Here is a 16425-nt window from a genome sequence, read left to right on the forward strand (position 1 = left end):
CACCGGCCGCGGGCGATTGCGCTATTCTGGCATGTAATCGTTTTCAGGCCATGCCGCGACGGCGGCGCAGGAATCCGCACGCCATGCATCTCACCCAGGACAAGGACTACCGCTTCCCCGAAGGCTTCCTCTGGGGCGCGGCCACCGCCGCCCACCAGATCGAGGGCTCGCCGCTGGCCGATGGCGCCGGGCCGAGCATCTGGACCCGCTTCGCCCACACCCCCGGCATGACCCTCAACGGCGACACCGGCGACGTGGCCTGCGACCACTACCACCGCTGGAAGGAGGACGTGCGGCTGATGCGCGAACTGGGCCTGCAGGCCTACCGCTTCAGCGTGTCGTGGTCGCGGATCCTGCCCGGGGGCACCGGCCGGGTGAACCGCAAGGGCCTGGACTTCTATTCGCGCCTGGTGGACGAACTGCTGGCCAACGGCATCGAGCCCCTGCTCACGCTCTACCACTGGGACCTGCCGGCCGCGCTCGACGACCGCGGCGGCTGGCTCAACCGCGACTGCGCCGACTGGTTCGCCGAGTACGGCAGCGTGCTGTTCCGCGAGCTCGACGGGCGGGTGAAGAAGTGGGTCACGCTCAATGAACCGTGGGTGATCACCGACGGGGGCTACCTCCACGGCGCGCTCGCGCCCGGGCATCGCAACCGTTACGAGGCCCCGATCGCCTCGCACAACCTGATGCGCGCGCACGGCGCCGCGGTCCAGGCCTACCGTGCCGAGGGCCGGCACGACATCGGCCTGGTGGTGAACATCGAGCCGAAATACCCGGCCAGCGATTCGTCCGGGGACCTGGCCGCCACCCGCCGTGCGCACGCGTACATGAACGAGCAGTACCTGCATCCCGCCCTGCTCGGCCGCTACCCCGACGAGCTGGCGGAGATCTTCGGCGACGCCTGGCCGCAGGTGTCCGACGCGGACATGCGCCAGATCCGCCAGCCGATCGATTTCATCGGAATCAATTACTACACCCGGGCGGTGACCCGCGCCGACGACAGCTGGCCGCTGCGCGCCGGCTCCGTACGCCAGCCGCTGGGCACCTATACCGAGACCGGCTGGGAAGTCTTCCCGCAGGGCCTGACCGATACCCTGGTCTGGTTCCGCGACACTTATGGCGACCTGCCCATCTACGTCACCGAGAACGGCGCCGCCTTTTTCGACCCGCCGGTGGCCGAGGGCGGCCGCGTACGCGATCCGCTGCGGATTGATTACTTGCGAAAGCATTTACGGGCGATCCACGATGCGATCGCCGCCGGCGTGGACGTGCGCGGCTACATGGCGTGGTCGCTGCTGGACAACCTGGAATGGTCGCTGGGCTATTCCAAGCGGTTCGGTATCATCCACGTCGACTACGGGACGCTCGAGCGGACCCCGAAGGACAGCGCCCGCTGGTTCTCTGGCATCATTGGGAGCCACGGCCGCGCACTGGCCGACCCCCTTCCCTATTGACCCCACGACCCGCACACGGCGTCCATGCACGATTCCATCCTGTTGTTCGGCGCCACGGGCGACCTGGCACAACGCTATCTGTTCCCCTCGCTGCTGCACCTGCTGCGCGATCGGCTGCTGCCGGAGAACTTCCGCGTGGTGGCGATCGGCCGCACCCAGCACGACGACGACGGCTTCCGCGCCTGGCTGCGCGAGCGCATCGACGAGGGCGACGGCTACTCCGGGGCGCTCGACGACCTGCTCTCGCGCATCCGCTACCACGCGCTCAACCTCAACGACACCGAGGCCATGGCTGCGGCCCTGGCGCCGTATGCCGACCGTCCGGCGGTGAGCTACCTGTCCACCCCGCCGAACCTGTTCGAGCCGGCCTGCCGCGGGCTCAAGGCTGCCGGCCTGCTCGAGCCGCCCTCGCGGCTGGTGCTCGAGAAGCCGATCGGCCACGACCTGGCCTCGGCGCGCGAGATCAACGCCACCCTCAAGGAGGCGCTGGACGAGTCGCGGATCTTCCGCATCGACCACTACCTGGGCAAGGCGCCGGTGCAGAACCTGCTGCCGCTGCGCTTCGGCAACACCCTGCTCGAGGCGGTGTGGGACAACCGCTGCATCGAATCGGTGGACATCGTGGTCGCCGAAACCGCCGGCGTGGACGGGCGCGAAGGCTATTACGCCGATTACGGTGCGCTGCGCGACATGGTCCAGAACCACATGCTGCAGCTGCTGGCGCTGGTGGCGATGGAGCCGCCGGCCGCGCTCGACGCCGACAGCATCCGCGACGAGAAGCGCAAGGTGCTGCGCGCGCTGCGTCCGATGACCGCCGCCGACGCCGCCAGCGACAGCATCCGCGGCCGCTACGGTCCGGGCGTGGTCGAGGGCCGCGCCGCGCAGGGCTTTAAGGCTGACAGCGCTGTCGAAACCTTCGTCGGCCTGCGCGCCTGGATCGACAACTGGCGCTGGGCGGGCGTGCCGTTCCGGCTCGCCACCGGCAAGCGCCTGCCCTCGCGCACCACCGAAGTGCTGATCAACTTCAAGCCGGTCACCCACTGGCTGTTCGACCGCCCCAACGCCCGCGGCGCCACGCCCAACCGGCTGCGCATGCGGCTGCAGCCCGAGGAAACGATCGAACTGGGCCTGATGGGCAGCCTGGCCGCGCCCGAATGGGGCGCGACCGAGCTGATGCCGATGTCGCTGGACATGGCGATGCTGCCGCCCAAGCGCCGGATCGCCTATGAGCGGCTGATGATCGACGCGCTCAAGGGCGACCAGACCCTGTTCGTGCGCGACGACGAGGTCGAGGCCGCCTGGCGCTGGATCGACAGCATCAGCGCCGCCTGGCAGCAGGCGGGCACCCCGGTGCACGAATACCCGGCCGGATCCTGGGGCCCGAACGGCGCGGAGGCGTTCCTGCCGCGCACCGTGGGCGCTCCCTCGGGCAGGCGCGGATGAGCGGCACACCCCAGGTCCTGCTCGCCGACATCGGCGGCACCAACGCGCGCTTCGCGCTGGCCGACCCGGCCGCCGATGCGCCGCTGCTGGTCGACAGCGTCCAGCGTTTCGCGGTGGCCGACTTCCCGTCGCTGGCCGACGCCGCGCGCCACTATCTGCACGAGTCCGGCCAGCACGACGCCGGGATCGTGCACGGCGTGTTCGCCGTCGCCGGCCGCGTGGACGGCGACGAGGCGCGCATCACCAACCACCCCTGGGTGATCTCACGCCCGCGCATGAAGGCCCAGCTGGGCTTCGAGCGCGTCACCCTGGTCAACGATTTCGCCGCCCAGGCGATGGCGATCCCGCTGCTCAAGGCTTCCGACGTGGTGCCCATCGGCGGCGCGGCCTGGACGCCGGAGGACGCTCCCGTCCACCGCACCTACGCCATCCTCGGTCCGGGCACGGGCCTTGGCGTGGGCGCGCTGGTGATCCGCGAGGGCCGCCAGTACCCGCTCGAAACCGAGGGCGGGCACGTCAGCTTCCCGCCGGGCACGCCGGAGGAACTGGCGATCCTCGACCGGCTCTCGGCGCAGTTCGGGCGCGTGTCCAACGAGCGCCTGGTCTGCGGGCCGGGCCTGGTCAACATCCACCGCGCGCTGAGCGAGATCGCCGGCGAGGACCCGGGTCCGATGCAGCCGGCCGACATCACCGCCGGCGCCGAGGCCGGCGACCCGCGCTGCGCGCGCGCGGTGGACGTATTCTGCGCCGTGTTCGGCGCGATCTCGGGCGACCTGGTGCTCACGCTCGGCGCCTGGGACGGCGTGTTCCTCACCGGCGGCCTGGTGCCGAAGATGCTCGACATGATCCGGCACTCGGGCTTCCGCCAGCGCTTCGAGCACAAGGGCCGTTTCTCCCCCACCATGGCGCGCGTCCCCTCGCTGGCCATCCTGCATCCGCACCCCGGGCTGCTGGGCACGGCCGCGATCGCGCGCCGCGAGGCACAGGTGGCCCCATGAACGACCACGACCACAACACCGGCCCGCGACCGCGCGCGCGGGTGCACATGCACAGCTACGAGTCGATGACCCAGTGGACCTGGGGCGCGGCGGTGGCGATTTCCTCGGTGCTGGCGCGCGACCTGCAGAACAAGCCCCGCGCGCGCCTGCTCCTGTCCGGGGGCAGCACGCCCCGCCCGGTGTACGAGGCCCTGTCCAAGGCCCCGCTCGAATGGGATCGGGTGGACGTGGCCCTGGTCGATGAGCGCTGGCTGCTGCCCGACGACCCCGACAGCAACTCGCGCCTGGTGCGCGAGTCGCTGCTGCGCAACAACGCCGCCAGGGCGCGCTTCGAAAGCATCACCCGCCCGGGGCGCAGCATCGAGGAGGCGGTGAACGCCGCCAACCTGCACGCCAAGGCGCCGCCCGGGGTGGTGGTGCTGGGCATGGGCGAGGACGGCCACACCGCTTCGCTGTTCCCGCGCATGCAGAATCTCGAGGCGTCCCTGGAGTCGCGCAGCGCCTATGTCGCGGTCGACGCCACCGGCTGCCCCGGCGCCGGCAAGTTCCTGCGCCGCATCAGCCTCACCCCGGCCGGACTCGCACCGGCCCATACCCGCCTGCTGCTGATCCGCGGCGAGAGCAAGCGCAAGCTGCTCGAACGCGTGCTCGACGGGGACGATCCGCTGGAGTACCCGGCGCGCATCGCATTCCTGACCCCGGGCGCGCCGCTGCACGTCCACTGGTGCCCGTGACCGCGCGGTCGCGGAGCCACCGACACGCCCCTTCGCCGGAAGTCCAATGAGCCTGCATCCCGTACTGCACGACGTCACCGAGCGCATCCGCCGCCGCAGCCGCGCGTCGCGCGCGGCCTACCTGGCCGGCATCGACGCGATGCGCGAGGCCGGGCCGAGCCGGTCGCGCCTGAGCTGCGGCAATCTGGCCCATGGTTTCGCGGCCTGCGAACCGACCGACAAGTCGCGCCTGCGCGGCGACGCCACGCCGAACCTGGGCATCGTCACCGCCTACAACGACATGCTCTCGGCGCACCAGCCCTACGAGCCCTACCCGGCCCTGATCCGCGCGCACGCGCGCACGCTCGGCGCCACCGCCCAGGTCGCCGGCGGCGTGCCGGCGATGTGCGACGGCGTCACCCAGGGCCGGGCGGGCATGGAACTGTCGCTGTTCTCGCGCGACGTGATCGCGCAGGCCACCGCCATCGGCCTGTCGCACGACATGTTCGACGGCGCCGTGCACCTGGGCATCTGCGACAAGATCGTGCCCGGGCTGCTGATCGGCGCGCTCGCCTTCGGCCACCTGCCGTCGGTGTTCATCCCCGCCGGCCCGATGACGCCGGGCATCCCGAACAGGAAGAAGGCGGAAGTGCGCGAGCGCTACGCCGCCGGCGAGGCCACCCGCGAGGAGCTGCTCGAGGCCGAGGCCGCGTCCTACCACGCGCCCGGCACCTGCACCTTCTACGGCACCGCCAACTCCAACCAGGTGCTGCTCGAGGCGATGGGCGTACAGCTGCCGGGATCGTTCGTGAACCCCGGCACCGGCCTGCGCGAGGCGCTCACCCTCGCCGCCACCGAGCGCGCGCTGGCGATCACCGCGCTGGGCGAGGACTACCGCCCGCTCGGGCGCCTGGTCGACGAGCGTGCGATCGTCAACGCGATCGTCGCGCTGATGGCCACCGGCGGTTCGACCAACCACACCATCCACTGGATTGCGGTGGCGCGCGCGGCCGGCATCGTCCTGACCTGGGACGACATGGACCGGCTCTCGCAGGTGGTGCCGCTGCTGGCGCGGGTGTACCCGAACGGCGAGGCCGACGTGAACCGCTTCCAGGCCGCCGGCGGCATCGGCTTCGTGTTCCGCGAATTGCTCGACGCGGGCCTGATGCACGACGACATCGAGACCATCCTGCCCGGCGGCATCCGCGAGTGGACCCGCGAGCCGACCCTGGCCGGCGGCGCGCTCGGTTTCGCGCCGGCGCCGGCCACCAGCGGCGACGACGCGGTGGTGCGCCCGTCCTCGGCCCCGTTCGAAGCCCAGGGCGGGCTGCGCCTGCTGCGCGGCAACCTCGGTCGCGCGCTGATCAAGCTGTCGGCGGTCAAGCCCGAATACCGCACGATCGAGGCGCCTGCGGTGGTAGTGGACGATCCGCGTGCGCTCAACCGCCTGCACGCGCAGGGACTGCTGCCGCGGGATTTCGTCGCCGTGGTCCGCTACCAGGGCCCGCGCGCCAACGGCATGCCGGAACTGCACTCGCTGGCCCCGCTGCTGGGCATGCTGCAGAACCAGGGCCGGCGCGTGGCGCTGGTGACCGACGGCCGCCTGTCGGGCGCGTCGGGCAAGATTCCCGCCGCGATCCACCTCACGCCCGAAGCCGCGCGCGGCGGACCGATCGCCAAGCTGCGCGAGGGCGACATCGTGCGCCTCGACGGCGAAGCCGGCACCCTGGAGGCGCTGGTCGACCCCGCCGAATGGGCCGCGCGCGAACCGGCGCCGAGCACCGCCCACTGCGCCTGGGACATCGGCCGCAACCTGTTCGCCTTCAGCCGCGCGATGGTGACGCCCGCCGACCAGGGCGCGCTGTCCATCTCCTGCGGCCCGCCGGCGCGCGACGGCGGCCCCTGGGAATACGACCAGGAGTACGAACTGGGCGACGATCCGCAAGCCGCCGCCCTCGCCCCGCACGAATTCCGCGACGCCTGACGCCCCTCCAACCAGCGCCACGCCAATGACCCTCGAATCGCTCCAGACCCGCGCCGAACAGATCCTGGTCTCCGCCGGCATCCTGCCGGTGATCACCGTCGACAGCGTCGAACAGGGGCAACGCATCGCCGACGCGCTGCTCGAAGGCGGGCTGACCGCGCTGGAGCTGACCCTGCGCACGCCCGCCGCGCTCGCGACGCTCGAGGCGCTGAAGAAGGCCCTGCCCGACATCGTGATCGGTGCCGGCACCGTGCTCGACGAGGCGCAGATCCGCCAGTCGGTGGATGCGGGGGCCGACTTCCTGGTCACGCCCGGCACGCCGCCGGCGCTGGCCGAGGCGCTGGCGCGCGCGCCGATCCCGGCCGTGCCGGGCGGCGCCACGCCGACCGAGTTCATGTCGCTGCTGGCGCGCGGCTTCCGCTGCTGCAAGCTGTTCCCGGCCAGCGCGGTCGGCGGCCTGGCGATGCTCAAGGGCCTGGCCGGGCCGCTGGGCCAGCTGAAGCTGTGTCCCACCGGCGGCATCAGCGAATCCAACGCCGCCGAGTTCCTCGCCCAGCCCAACGTGCTGTGCATCGGCGGATCGTGGATGGTGCCGAAGGACTGGCTGGCGGCCGGCGACTGGGCCCGCGTGCGCGAAAGCGCCGCGCGCGCGGCCGCGATCGTGGCCGCGGCCCGCGGCTGACCTCGCCCCACCCGGGCCCGGCTGTCGCGACTGTAGGAGCGGCTTCAGCCGCGACCCAGGAGACGCATGGCCGTCAGGCGACCATTTCCGTCCGGCTTCACGGTCGCGGCTGAAGCCGCTCCTACAGGGATCGGCCCAAGGGGCCGGCGCCCTCCTGCCTCCTGCCTCCTGCCTCCTGGCTCCTGCCTCAGCGCCGCGGCGGCGGCGGCGCGAACGCGAGCGCCACCCCGAGCCGTCTCCACAGCCACGCATGCAACAGGTACCAGGCCGCCAGCAGCCAGCCCAGGTGCCACTCGAGCACGTTCTCGATCCGGTCCTTGAGCCTGCCGTCGTCGACCAGCGCGCCAGTGGCCACGTTCGCCAGTCCCAGCGCCAGCATCAGCAGCGCCACCGCCAGCATCGCGCACACCGGCGCGCCACCCTGACCGCCCGCGCGCAGTCGGGCCAGGAACACCAGCTGGGCGAGGTAGCCGAAGCCGAAGAAGCAGACCACGCCGTAACGGCGCAGGAAGCGGTAGGCCTCGCCTTCGGTGCCGAGGAAGGCGGCGTACAGGGCCAGGGCCATCGCCGCCGCCGCGCCCATCCACGCCACCACCGCCGCGCCGCGCCCGAGCCATCGCGCGGCCAGCCACCAGTGCAGCCCGACCAGCGCCGCGCATGGCAACACCATCAGCCGGAACACGTGGTTGCCCAGGCCATGGCGCGCAGCGCGGCTGATCGAGGTGCAGCCTTCGACATACGGCACGCAGGCCTCGATCCATCCGTCGCGGATCGACAGCCACAGCGCGAGATGCGCGGCCACGGTGAACAGCACCGCCACCGACAGCGGCAGCGGCCACAGCGCAACCGGACGTTGGGGCACAGGGGTCATGCGCATGCGCAGGTCACGTGACGGGCCAAGACTACAACGCAGCCGGTGCGCAATCTCCGTGTCCCCGGACCGCGCGTGCGCGCGCCCTCGCGCTTCCGGTCCGAAGGAAGGATGCGCGCCGGCGCTCCCGTTCGACCCGGCGGTGGATCGCGCGGACCCGACCGCTCCGGATTCGCGCGGCCCGCGATGCCGCGGGGCCACGTCCCGCGTCAGGGTAGCGCGACCTCCACCCGCGCCGGCAGCGCGCGGATGCGCAGCTCGCGGTCTTCCCATTCCGCCGGCGCGCCATTGACGGTGGTGGCGCCGGGTGCGCCGTCCAGCGGCCAGGGCAGCACCATCCCGCCTGCGGGCAGGCGCACGCCGGTGTCATCGACCTCCAGCACAAGCACGCCGTCCACGCGCTTGAGGCGGTAGGACAGCGGCCCCGCCGGCGTGCGCAGGCCGGCGATGCCGACGCCCTCTCCCTCCAGCCACTCGGCGGGTATGCCGGCGGCCAGCACCAGGCTGTCGTCGTGTTCGCGCGCGTAGGCGAACATGTCCAGGGTCGAGCGCACGAAATCCGACGCGACCCAGGCGTGCGGCAGGTCGCCGACGAAGAACGGCGCGCGCGGCGTGCGCGACACCACCTCCGCCCACTGGTTCCAGGCGCGGGGCGTGCGGTGGGCGAAGAACCAGTCGAACGCCTCCTTCGCCCGGCCGCGCCAGCCCAGGCGCACGAACGCGCCGACGTTGCGCCACTCGTAGGGCGTGTAGTCCTTCCATTCCATGCGACCGTCGCGGCGCGCGGTGAAGTGGCGCCAGTAGCGTTCGAAGGTGCCGTGCAGCAGCTCGTGCGGCAGCCGGGCCTGCTCGCCGCTCGGCGCGAGCGCGATGGTGGTCGAGGTCGGATCGAAGTCGCCGAGCTCGGCCGCGCCCGGCAGGTAGTCGATACCGTGCCGGCGCGTGGCCGCGCGCAGCGAGTCGAGCAGGTCGGCCTGGAAGCGGTCGCGCGCCTCGGCCATGCGCTTGGCATCCTCCTCGCGGCCCAGCGCCCGGGCCACCTCGACCGCGTCCTTGTAGCCGCGCAGGGCCCAGAAGTTGTCCCAGTACGAGTGCATCGGCTTGGCCGAATAGCCCTCGTGGCTGATCGAGGCCGGCATCATCCCGTAGAACGCGCGGTCGCGCCTGCGGTTGGCGGCGGTGCGCTCGGACCGGCTCAACTCCTCCATGTAGCGCCAGGCGGCCTCCACGTGCGGCCACATGCGCTCCAGGAAGGCGTCGTCGCCGGTATGGCGCCAGTACTCGGCTATGGCGAAGACCAGCTGTCCGTGGCTGTCGTTCTCCGGCACCGGGTCGCTGCCGCGGTCGTCCACGCAGCAGGGCACCTTGCCGCTGTCGAACTGGTAGGGCGCGTACCACTCCAGGTACTCGCGCACCACGTCGGCATGGCCCAGGCGCAGCAGCCCTTCCGCGATCATCGCCCCGTCGCGGATCCAGCTGCGCGCATACGAACGCGTGCCCGGCTGCAGCCGCGGGCCGGTGCGCGAGACCAGCATGTGCGCCAGCGCGGTGCGCAGCGCATCGGCCACCGGCCGGCCCTGCGGCGGCAGGCTGAACGACACCCGGTCGAGCCGCGATCGCCACATGGCCGCGGTCTCTTCCTGCAGCTGCGCCCCGTCCCACCAGCGCCGCGCCAGCGCGCCGGTGCCGGTGAGCGGCACCATCACCTCCACCGTGCGCGCTTCCCATGGCGCCAGCCGCATCCGGTACAGCAGCACCCCCGAGGCCAGCCCTTCCGGATCGACCACCGACCGGGCCGGCGGGCGCGTGCCCGCGGCCAGGTGCGAGGCGACCATCCCGCCATCGAAGCTGGTCGCGAACGCGGCCCCCGGCAGCTGCTTGGCGAACACGCGCGGGCGCCCGTCCACCGATACCGTGCCGCCGTCGATCGCCAGCGACCGGATCGGGCTCACCCCGCCGGGGGTATTGAGGAACTGCGCCGGCGGGTTGACCTGGAACGGCTGCACCGCCAGCGCAAGGGTGTACTCACGCGCCTTGCCGCCCGGGTTGGCCAGGCGGTAGCGGGCGACCAGCTGCGATTCGCGCGGCTCGCCGTGCGCGAACGCGGTGACGTCGAGCGACAGGTCCGCGCGTCGCCAGTGCACGGTGGGAATGGGCAGGTCGCCGTCCTCCAGCGACTGGCCGGTCTCCACGTCGGCCCAGGTCGCCAGTGCACCATCCACCAGCACGAACGGTTCGAGGCTGAAGCCGCCGCGGGCGACCTCGAGCGCGCCATCCTCTCCCAGCAGACCCTGCTGCAGGCCGCCGTCGAGCCCGAGCACGGTCCAGTAGGGCTGCTCGCCGCGGAACCCGCGCGGGAAGTGCCCGCGCGGCGACTGCGCGGCGATCGCGGCGATGAAGTCGTTGGGCGTGGCTGCGAACGCCAGCGGCTGCACTTGCACCTCGGCCAGGGCGAAGCGGCGGGTCGGCCCCTCGACCAGGTCCAGGGCCACGTACCGCGCCTCCGACTCGGGCAGCGCGATCCAGTCGTCGCCGCCGTTGCCGTCCTGCACCGTGCGTGCATGCCGCCAGCCGCTGCCGTCGTGCGACAGGCTGACGTGGTAGCGCGAGGCGTGGTCCCTGCCCTCCCAACGCAGGCGCAGGCCACCGAACTCGCGCGGCCGGCCCAGGTCCAGCACCAGGCGCTGCGGCAGCACGCCCTGCCCGGCACGCCAGGCGGTGGCCATCAGGCCGTCCACTGCCAGCCCGGCCTCGCCCGCCGTGGCCAGCGCCGTGGCCCGCAGCGGGCCGTCGTCGTCGCCCGGCAGCGCCTCCAGGACCAGCTGGTCGAAGCAGACGCTGCCGCGGCCGCCGGCGTGGCTGGCGATGGTGAACTCGAGCCTGGCCGCCTCGCGCAGCACCGGATCGGGATCCGGCCCCCAGGCCTTCTCGACGTGCCGGCGCCGGTACTGCACGGTGGTCCACTGGCGCGGGAACGCGTGCCGCGGCCGGTTCACCCACCAGACGTTGTCGCCGCTGGCGTCGACCAGCTTGAACTGGAGGTCGTTGTCCGGCGAGTCGCCGCGCAGCTGGAACGAGAACCGGTAGTCGGGCGGCAGCGCCAACGGCAGGTCGCGCTGGATCCCGACATGGCCCGAGACGCCATTGAAGTCGTAGTCCAGGCACAGCGCGCGCCCCTCGGCCCCGGCTCCGGTGCGCAGCTGGCCAAGAACCTGGTCGGAGGCCACCACGCGCCAGGGAGAGGCATCCTCGAACCCGTCGAGCAGGCGCGGCTCCGGCGCGGATGCGTGCGCGTCCGGCTCCTCCTGCATCGCCAGCGCAGGCATCGCCCACAGGCACGCGAGCAACCCGCAGGTCGCGGCCATGTGGCGTGGATGCGCAAAACGGAAGCGACGCGGGCGCCGGCAGTCGGTCATCGTCGGATGCGGATGCTCCTGTAGGTCGGGTCAGACCAGGACAGCATTGTCGGGCTCCGGCCGCAGGATGCCAGCCCTTGCGTGCGGCCGGAAGCCCGGCGATCGCCTGCTCATCCCTTCACGCTCCCCAGCAGCAGGCCGTGGAGGTAGTGGCGCTGCAGCAGCAGGAACAGCGCCAGCACCGGCGCCACGGTGACCACCGCACCGGCCATCATCAGCTCCACGTCCATCACATGCTCGCGCGACAGCGAGGCCAGGGCGACCGGCAGGGTGTAGTGCTCCTGGCCGGTGAGTACGATCAGCGGCCACATGAAATCGTTCCACGAGGCCATGAAGGTGAACACCGCCAGCGTGGCCAGCACCGGGCGCAGCAGCGGCAGCACGATCCGGAAGAAGATCCGCAGCTCGCCGGCGCCGTCGATCCGCGCCGCCTCGATCAGCTCGTCCGGGATCGAGCGCGCGTACTGGCGCACCAGGAAGATCCCGAACACGCTCGCCATCGCCGGCAGGATCACGCCCCAGTAGCTGTCCACCAGGCCCAGCTGCTTCATCAGCAGGAACAGCGGCAGCATGGCCACCTGCGCGGGCACCACCAGCGCCGCGAGCAGGAGCTGGAACAGCCGCTCGCGGCCGCGGAAGCGCAGCTTGGCGAAGGCGTAGCCGGCCATCGTGTTCACCAGCAGCGACAGGCCGGTGATCGACACCGCCAGCAGCAGGCTGTTGCCGAAATGGCGCGCCATGCCGGTGCGCGCGAACAGTTCGCGGTAGTTGTCCAGGGTGGGCGCCGAAGGCAGCAGCGGCGGCGGGAACTGCGCGGCCTCGCCGCGCGGCATGAACGAGACCGACAGCATCCACGCCAGCGGCGCCAGGCTCAGCGCCGCCAGCGCCAGCAGCGCCGCGTTGACGCCGGCGGCGCGCCAGCGCGTCTCCCCGACCGGCCGGCTCACAGCGCCCCCCTGCGGCGCCCGAAGCGCAGCAGCAGCGTGGTCGCGGCCAGGATCACCACGAACAGCACGAAGGCGATGGCCGAGGCGCGCCCCAGGTTCCACCAGCGGAAGCCTTCCTCGAACATGTGGTACAGCACGCTGACCGTGCTCTGCAGCGGATCGCCGCGGGTCATCACGTAGGGCTCGGCGAACAGCTGGAAGTAACCCGAGACCGTGATCACCCCCACCACCAGCAGCACCGGCCCCAGCTGCGGCAGGGTGATGTGGAGGAACTGGCGCCAGCGCGAAGCGCCGTCGATGCGCGCGGCCTCGTACAGGTCCCGGGGGATGGCCTGCAGGCCGGCCAGCAGGATCACCATGTTGTAGCCGAAGTTCTTCCAGGCCGCGAACGCGATGATCGTCGGCATCGCCCAGCGCGGGTCGCCCAGCCAGTCCACCGGGGCGATGCCGACATGGCCCAGGGCCCAGTTCACCAGGCCGTAGCTGGTGTGGAACAGGTAGCGCCAGATCACCGCGACCGCGACCACGGTCGTGACCACCGGCGCGAACAGCGCGGTCCGGAACGCCGCGCGCATCCGCGCCAGCGGCGAGTCGAGCAGCAGGGCCGCGGCCAGCGACAGTGCGATCGAGACCGGCACGCCCACCAGCACGAAATAGAAGGTGTTGCCCAGCGACTTCCAGAACAGCGGCGTGCGCAGCAGGTCGAGGTAGTTGCCGAGGGCGACGAAGCGCAGGTGGGCGGGATCGGCCAGGGCGTACAGGTCGAAGTCGGTCAGGCTCAGCAGCAGCGCCGCGGCCACCGGCAGGGCGAAGAATACCGCCAGCACCAGCAGCGCCGGGCCCGCGAACACCCACGCCACCAGCCTAGCGTGCACCGGCCGCCTCCGCGTCGCGCGCGCGCACCCAGCGCCGCTTCTCGAGGATCGCGTCCACGCGCCCGTCCAGTTCGGCCATCGCCGCCTCCTGTGACAGGCCGCCGCGCACCACCCGTTCGGTCACCAGGCGCATCTCCTGCACGATCCGCTCCCACTCCAGCACCTGCGGCGTCGGCCGCACCCGCTCGAGCTGTTCGCGGAACGCATGCGCCAGCGGGTCGCTGGCGAGCGCCGGATGCGACCAGGTGCTGCGGCGCGGCGGCAGGTTGCCGATCATGGCGTGGAAGCGCTGCTGGATGTCGGGCCGCGACAGGAACTCGACCAGCCGCCACGCCTCGTCCTGGTGGCGGGAGCCGCGCGCCAGCACCAGGCTGGTGCCGCCGGCGATGCCGGCGCCGGGGCCGTCCGGACCGGGGAGCGGCATCGTCCCCCAGGCGCCCTCCATCCCGGGCGGCTGGCGGCGGCGGAACTCGCGGATGTTCCATGGCCCGGACAGGTAGAAGGCGAAACTGCCGCGGAAGAATTCGTCCCACACGTTCGAGATCTGGGTCTCCGACACCGGCGGGGCGAAGCCACGCTCGAACAGGCCGGCGTAGAACGCCAGCGCGCGCGCGAAGCCCGGGCTGCGGAAGTTGCCGCGTCCGTCGTCGTCGCGCAGCAGCGGATCGCCGGCCTGCAGCGCGAACGACAGCTGCGGCTCGAACTCGTTGAGCGGCAGCAGGATCGCATGCTGCCCGGGGCCGGCCTGCCGCACGAGCGCCTCCATCGCCTGCTCCCACTGCGCCCAGGTCCGCGGCGGCTCGCGCACGCCGGCGCGCTCGAGCAGGTCGCGGCGGTAGAACAGCAGCCGGGTGTCGACGTACCAGGGCACGCCCACGAGCACGCCGTCGACCACATTGGTGCCCCAGATGCCGGGGAAGTAGTCGTCCTCCTCGACGACCGCCGACGCGTCAACGCGCGCCTGCAGCGGCTCCAGCGCCCCGAGCGTGGCGAACTCGGCGATCCAGGTGTTGCCCAGCTGGCACACGTCCGGCAGCGCGTCCGCGGCCCAGGCGGTGAGCAGCTTCTCGTGCGCCGCGGTCCAGGGGATCTGCTGCAGCTCCACCCGGATGCCGGGATGCTCGCGCTCGAAGTCGCGCAGCAGGTCGGCCACCACTTCCGCCTCGCGGCCCATGGCCCAGAAGCGGATCGTGGTCGCGCCGTCGTCGCGGGCGCAGGCGGCGAGCAGCACCGGCAGCATGGCCACGAGCATCGCCCCGAAGATGATTGGCCAGCGCAATCGCATCAATCCGGGTCCCGTTCCGCCTGCCGGGCCGGCGGCGCCACGCGCCCACCGGCCACCCTGCCCCGTGCCATTGTGGCAGAGCCTACTGCGGCGGATCCGAGGCCCGCGGCTCCGCCGGCGGCTTTTCCTCTTCCTCGTGCGCGCGCGACTGCGCGATGCCGATGTCCTCGACCGCGGCGGCCTCCGGATCGGGTTCTCCCGAATCCGCGGCCTCGCCCGGCGGCGACAGCCAGCCGCCGGTGAAGCCGGCCCGCTCGAGCCCGCGCCGGATGTACGGGTTCTCCCGCATCACCTTCCACACGAACTCGTTTCGGTAGTTGGCGATCATGGTCAGGATCGGCCCTTGGTCGATCCCGATGTAGTCGCTGGCGACCCAGCCGCGTCCCGGGATCAGGCGCCCGGTCTTGAGCGGGATGTCGTAGCGGAAGCTCGGGTTGATCGCGTCGAGAAAGCCGTAGCTGGAGTACAGGTACTCGCCGTAGCGCTCGTACAGCTCCTGGGTCGCCGGGATCACGATCTCGGGCGCGAAGGCGATCGATCCCACCGCGGCGGTTGGTGCGATGGTCCCGTCGTCGAAGGCGTCGGACAGGCCCGCGCCACGTGCGCTGTAATGGCGGAACTCGCGCTGCTCGCCCTTGAACTGCTGGGTGGTGCGCTGCGGCCCGTCGCTGGCGGTCAGGCCCCAGACGTTCTCGCCGTAGTCGTCCCATTTCATCGGGTTCTCGATGGCGTAGGCGCGCTGGGCGTAGGTGGCGCGGCGGCTGTTCTCGAAGTAGTCGATGCCGCGCATGCGCATGTAATCGTCGCGGATGCCGCGGAAGTCGATCCACACGTGCGTGTACTGGTGGCCGAAATGCGGCCCGAAGCTCAGATACTCCTGGCCCTGGAACACGCCCCAGTCGCGCTCGTAGGTCTGCGTCCACACTTCCCAGGCCTCCGGACCGACCGGGTGCGTGGGCGAGCCCAGGGCGAGGATGTAGACCAGCATCGCCTCGTTGTAGCCCTTCCAGTCGTGGGCGATGAAGCCGCGTTCGGGATACCACCCCATCGAGATCAACGGCGGGCGCCGCTGCAGCCAGGGCCACTCGACCCGCCGGTAGATGCGGTCGGCCAGCTCCCGGATCTCCACCTCGCGCGGATCGTCGCCGGTGTAGTAGGACTGCGCGAACAGCACGCCCATCAACAGCAGGCCCGTGTCCACGCTCGACAGTTCCACCCAGCTGTCGTAGCGATGGCCGGTCTGCATGTCCAGGAAATGGTAGAAGAAGCCCTTGTAGCCGCTGCGCCCGGTCGCCTGCGGCCCCATCCTCGCGTCCGCCAGGAAGCGCAGCGTGGTCAGCGTCCGGTCGACCGCCTGGGTCCGGCTGACCCAGCCGTTCTCGATCCCGATCGGGTACGCGGTGAGCGAGAAACCGACCGAGGCGATGCTCGCGAACGGACGCGAGGGGAAGCGGTCGGGCGTCAGCCCGTTCACCTCGTTGGTGGTGTCCCAGAAGAACTGGAACGTGCGGCGCTCGATGTCGCGGAACAGCGGCGGCAGCTCGGGCGGGCCCGGCGGCTCCTCCGGCCGCGGCTCGGGCTCCGGCTCGACCACCTGCGGGATCGGGCCCGGCCTGGGCGGCTCTACCACCGGCTGTTCGGGCTCGGGCGCCTGCTGCCGGCACGCGGCCAGCAGCAGGAGCAAACCCGCGAGCGCGAGCGCCCGGCTCCAGGACCTCCGCCCAACCTGCATCTCGCCCCTTCCCGTGCGGCGC

General features: G+C 71.9%; 12 protein-coding genes. 6 read left to right on the top strand and 6 right to left on the bottom strand.

The genetic code is table 11. The annotated features are described in order from the left end of the window. Nucleotides 1-83: 83 nt before the first annotated feature. From FQY79_RS01070 to FQY79_RS01095, 6 genes are read left to right on the top strand one after another with little or no spacing between them, the layout of a single operon-like run. On the top strand, nucleotides 84-1457 hold the full coding sequence (locus tag FQY79_RS01070; protein WP_146309956.1) for a GH1 family beta-glucosidase: 1374 nt from the start codon (nucleotides 84-86) through the stop codon (nucleotides 1455-1457). Between the two features lie 24 nt (nucleotides 1458-1481). Then, nucleotides 1482-2900 (top strand): glucose-6-phosphate dehydrogenase, encoded by a 1419-nt coding sequence (gene zwf / locus FQY79_RS01075; RefSeq protein ID WP_146309958.1) that lies wholly within the window; start codon nucleotides 1482-1484, stop codon nucleotides 2898-2900. Then, nucleotides 2897-3898, top strand: coding sequence for a glucokinase (glk, locus tag FQY79_RS01080; protein WP_146309960.1), 1002 nt, complete (start codon nucleotides 2897-2899; stop codon nucleotides 3896-3898). The genes zwf and glk overlap by 4 nt, the downstream gene beginning before the upstream one ends. Continuing rightward, nucleotides 3895-4632 (top strand): 6-phosphogluconolactonase, encoded by a 738-nt coding sequence (gene pgl / locus FQY79_RS01085; RefSeq protein WP_246122961.1) that lies wholly within the window; start codon nucleotides 3895-3897, stop codon nucleotides 4630-4632. The genes glk and pgl overlap by 4 nt, the downstream gene beginning before the upstream one ends. 46 nt (nucleotides 4633-4678) lie before the next feature. Beyond that, a complete protein-coding gene (gene edd, locus FQY79_RS01090; protein ID WP_146309962.1) occupies nucleotides 4679-6595 on the top strand; it encodes a phosphogluconate dehydratase in 1917 nt (638 codons plus the stop codon). A 25-nt stretch (nucleotides 6596-6620) separates the two neighbouring features. Beyond that, nucleotides 6621-7277, top strand: a complete 657-nt coding sequence (locus FQY79_RS01095) for a bifunctional 4-hydroxy-2-oxoglutarate aldolase/2-dehydro-3-deoxy-phosphogluconate aldolase (RefSeq protein WP_146309963.1) — start codon at nucleotides 6621-6623, stop codon at nucleotides 7275-7277. 187 nt (nucleotides 7278-7464) lie between these two features. On the opposite strand, the gene FQY79_RS01100 is transcribed toward FQY79_RS01095, so the two are convergent. The 6 genes from FQY79_RS01100 to FQY79_RS01125 form a co-directional block, all read right to left on the bottom strand. Next, entirely contained in the window at nucleotides 7465-8148 is a 684-nt protein-coding gene (locus FQY79_RS01100; protein WP_146309965.1) for a hypothetical protein, read from the bottom strand. Nucleotides 8149-8357: 209 nt separating this feature from the next. Beyond that, nucleotides 8358-11459: a discoidin domain-containing protein gene (locus FQY79_RS01105; protein WP_186759730.1), complete on the bottom strand. Its 3102-nt coding sequence runs from the start codon at nucleotides 11457-11459 to the stop codon at nucleotides 8358-8360. 215 nt (nucleotides 11460-11674) lie between these two features. Beyond that, nucleotides 11675-12511: a carbohydrate ABC transporter permease gene (locus tag FQY79_RS01110; protein WP_146309967.1), complete on the bottom strand. Its 837-nt coding sequence runs from the start codon at nucleotides 12509-12511 to the stop codon at nucleotides 11675-11677. Next, nucleotides 12508-13386, bottom strand: coding sequence for a carbohydrate ABC transporter permease (locus FQY79_RS01115; protein ID WP_146309969.1), 879 nt, complete (start codon nucleotides 13384-13386; stop codon nucleotides 12508-12510). Before FQY79_RS01115 ends, FQY79_RS01110 begins: the two co-directional genes overlap by 4 nt. Beyond that, complete coding sequence (locus FQY79_RS01120; protein WP_146309971.1) at nucleotides 13376-14671, bottom strand: sugar ABC transporter substrate-binding protein; 1296 nt, start codon at nucleotides 14669-14671, stop codon at nucleotides 13376-13378. The genes FQY79_RS01115 and FQY79_RS01120 overlap by 11 nt, the downstream gene beginning before the upstream one ends. Before the next feature lie 82 nt (nucleotides 14672-14753). Continuing rightward, complete coding sequence (locus FQY79_RS01125) at nucleotides 14754-16403, bottom strand: glucoamylase family protein (RefSeq protein WP_146309973.1); 1650 nt, start codon at nucleotides 16401-16403, stop codon at nucleotides 14754-14756. Nucleotides 16404-16425 lie beyond the last annotated feature (22 nt).

Source organism: Luteimonas wenzhouensis (assembly GCF_007859305.1).
Taxonomy (GTDB): Bacteria; Pseudomonadota; Gammaproteobacteria; order Xanthomonadales; family Xanthomonadaceae; genus Luteimonas; species Luteimonas wenzhouensis.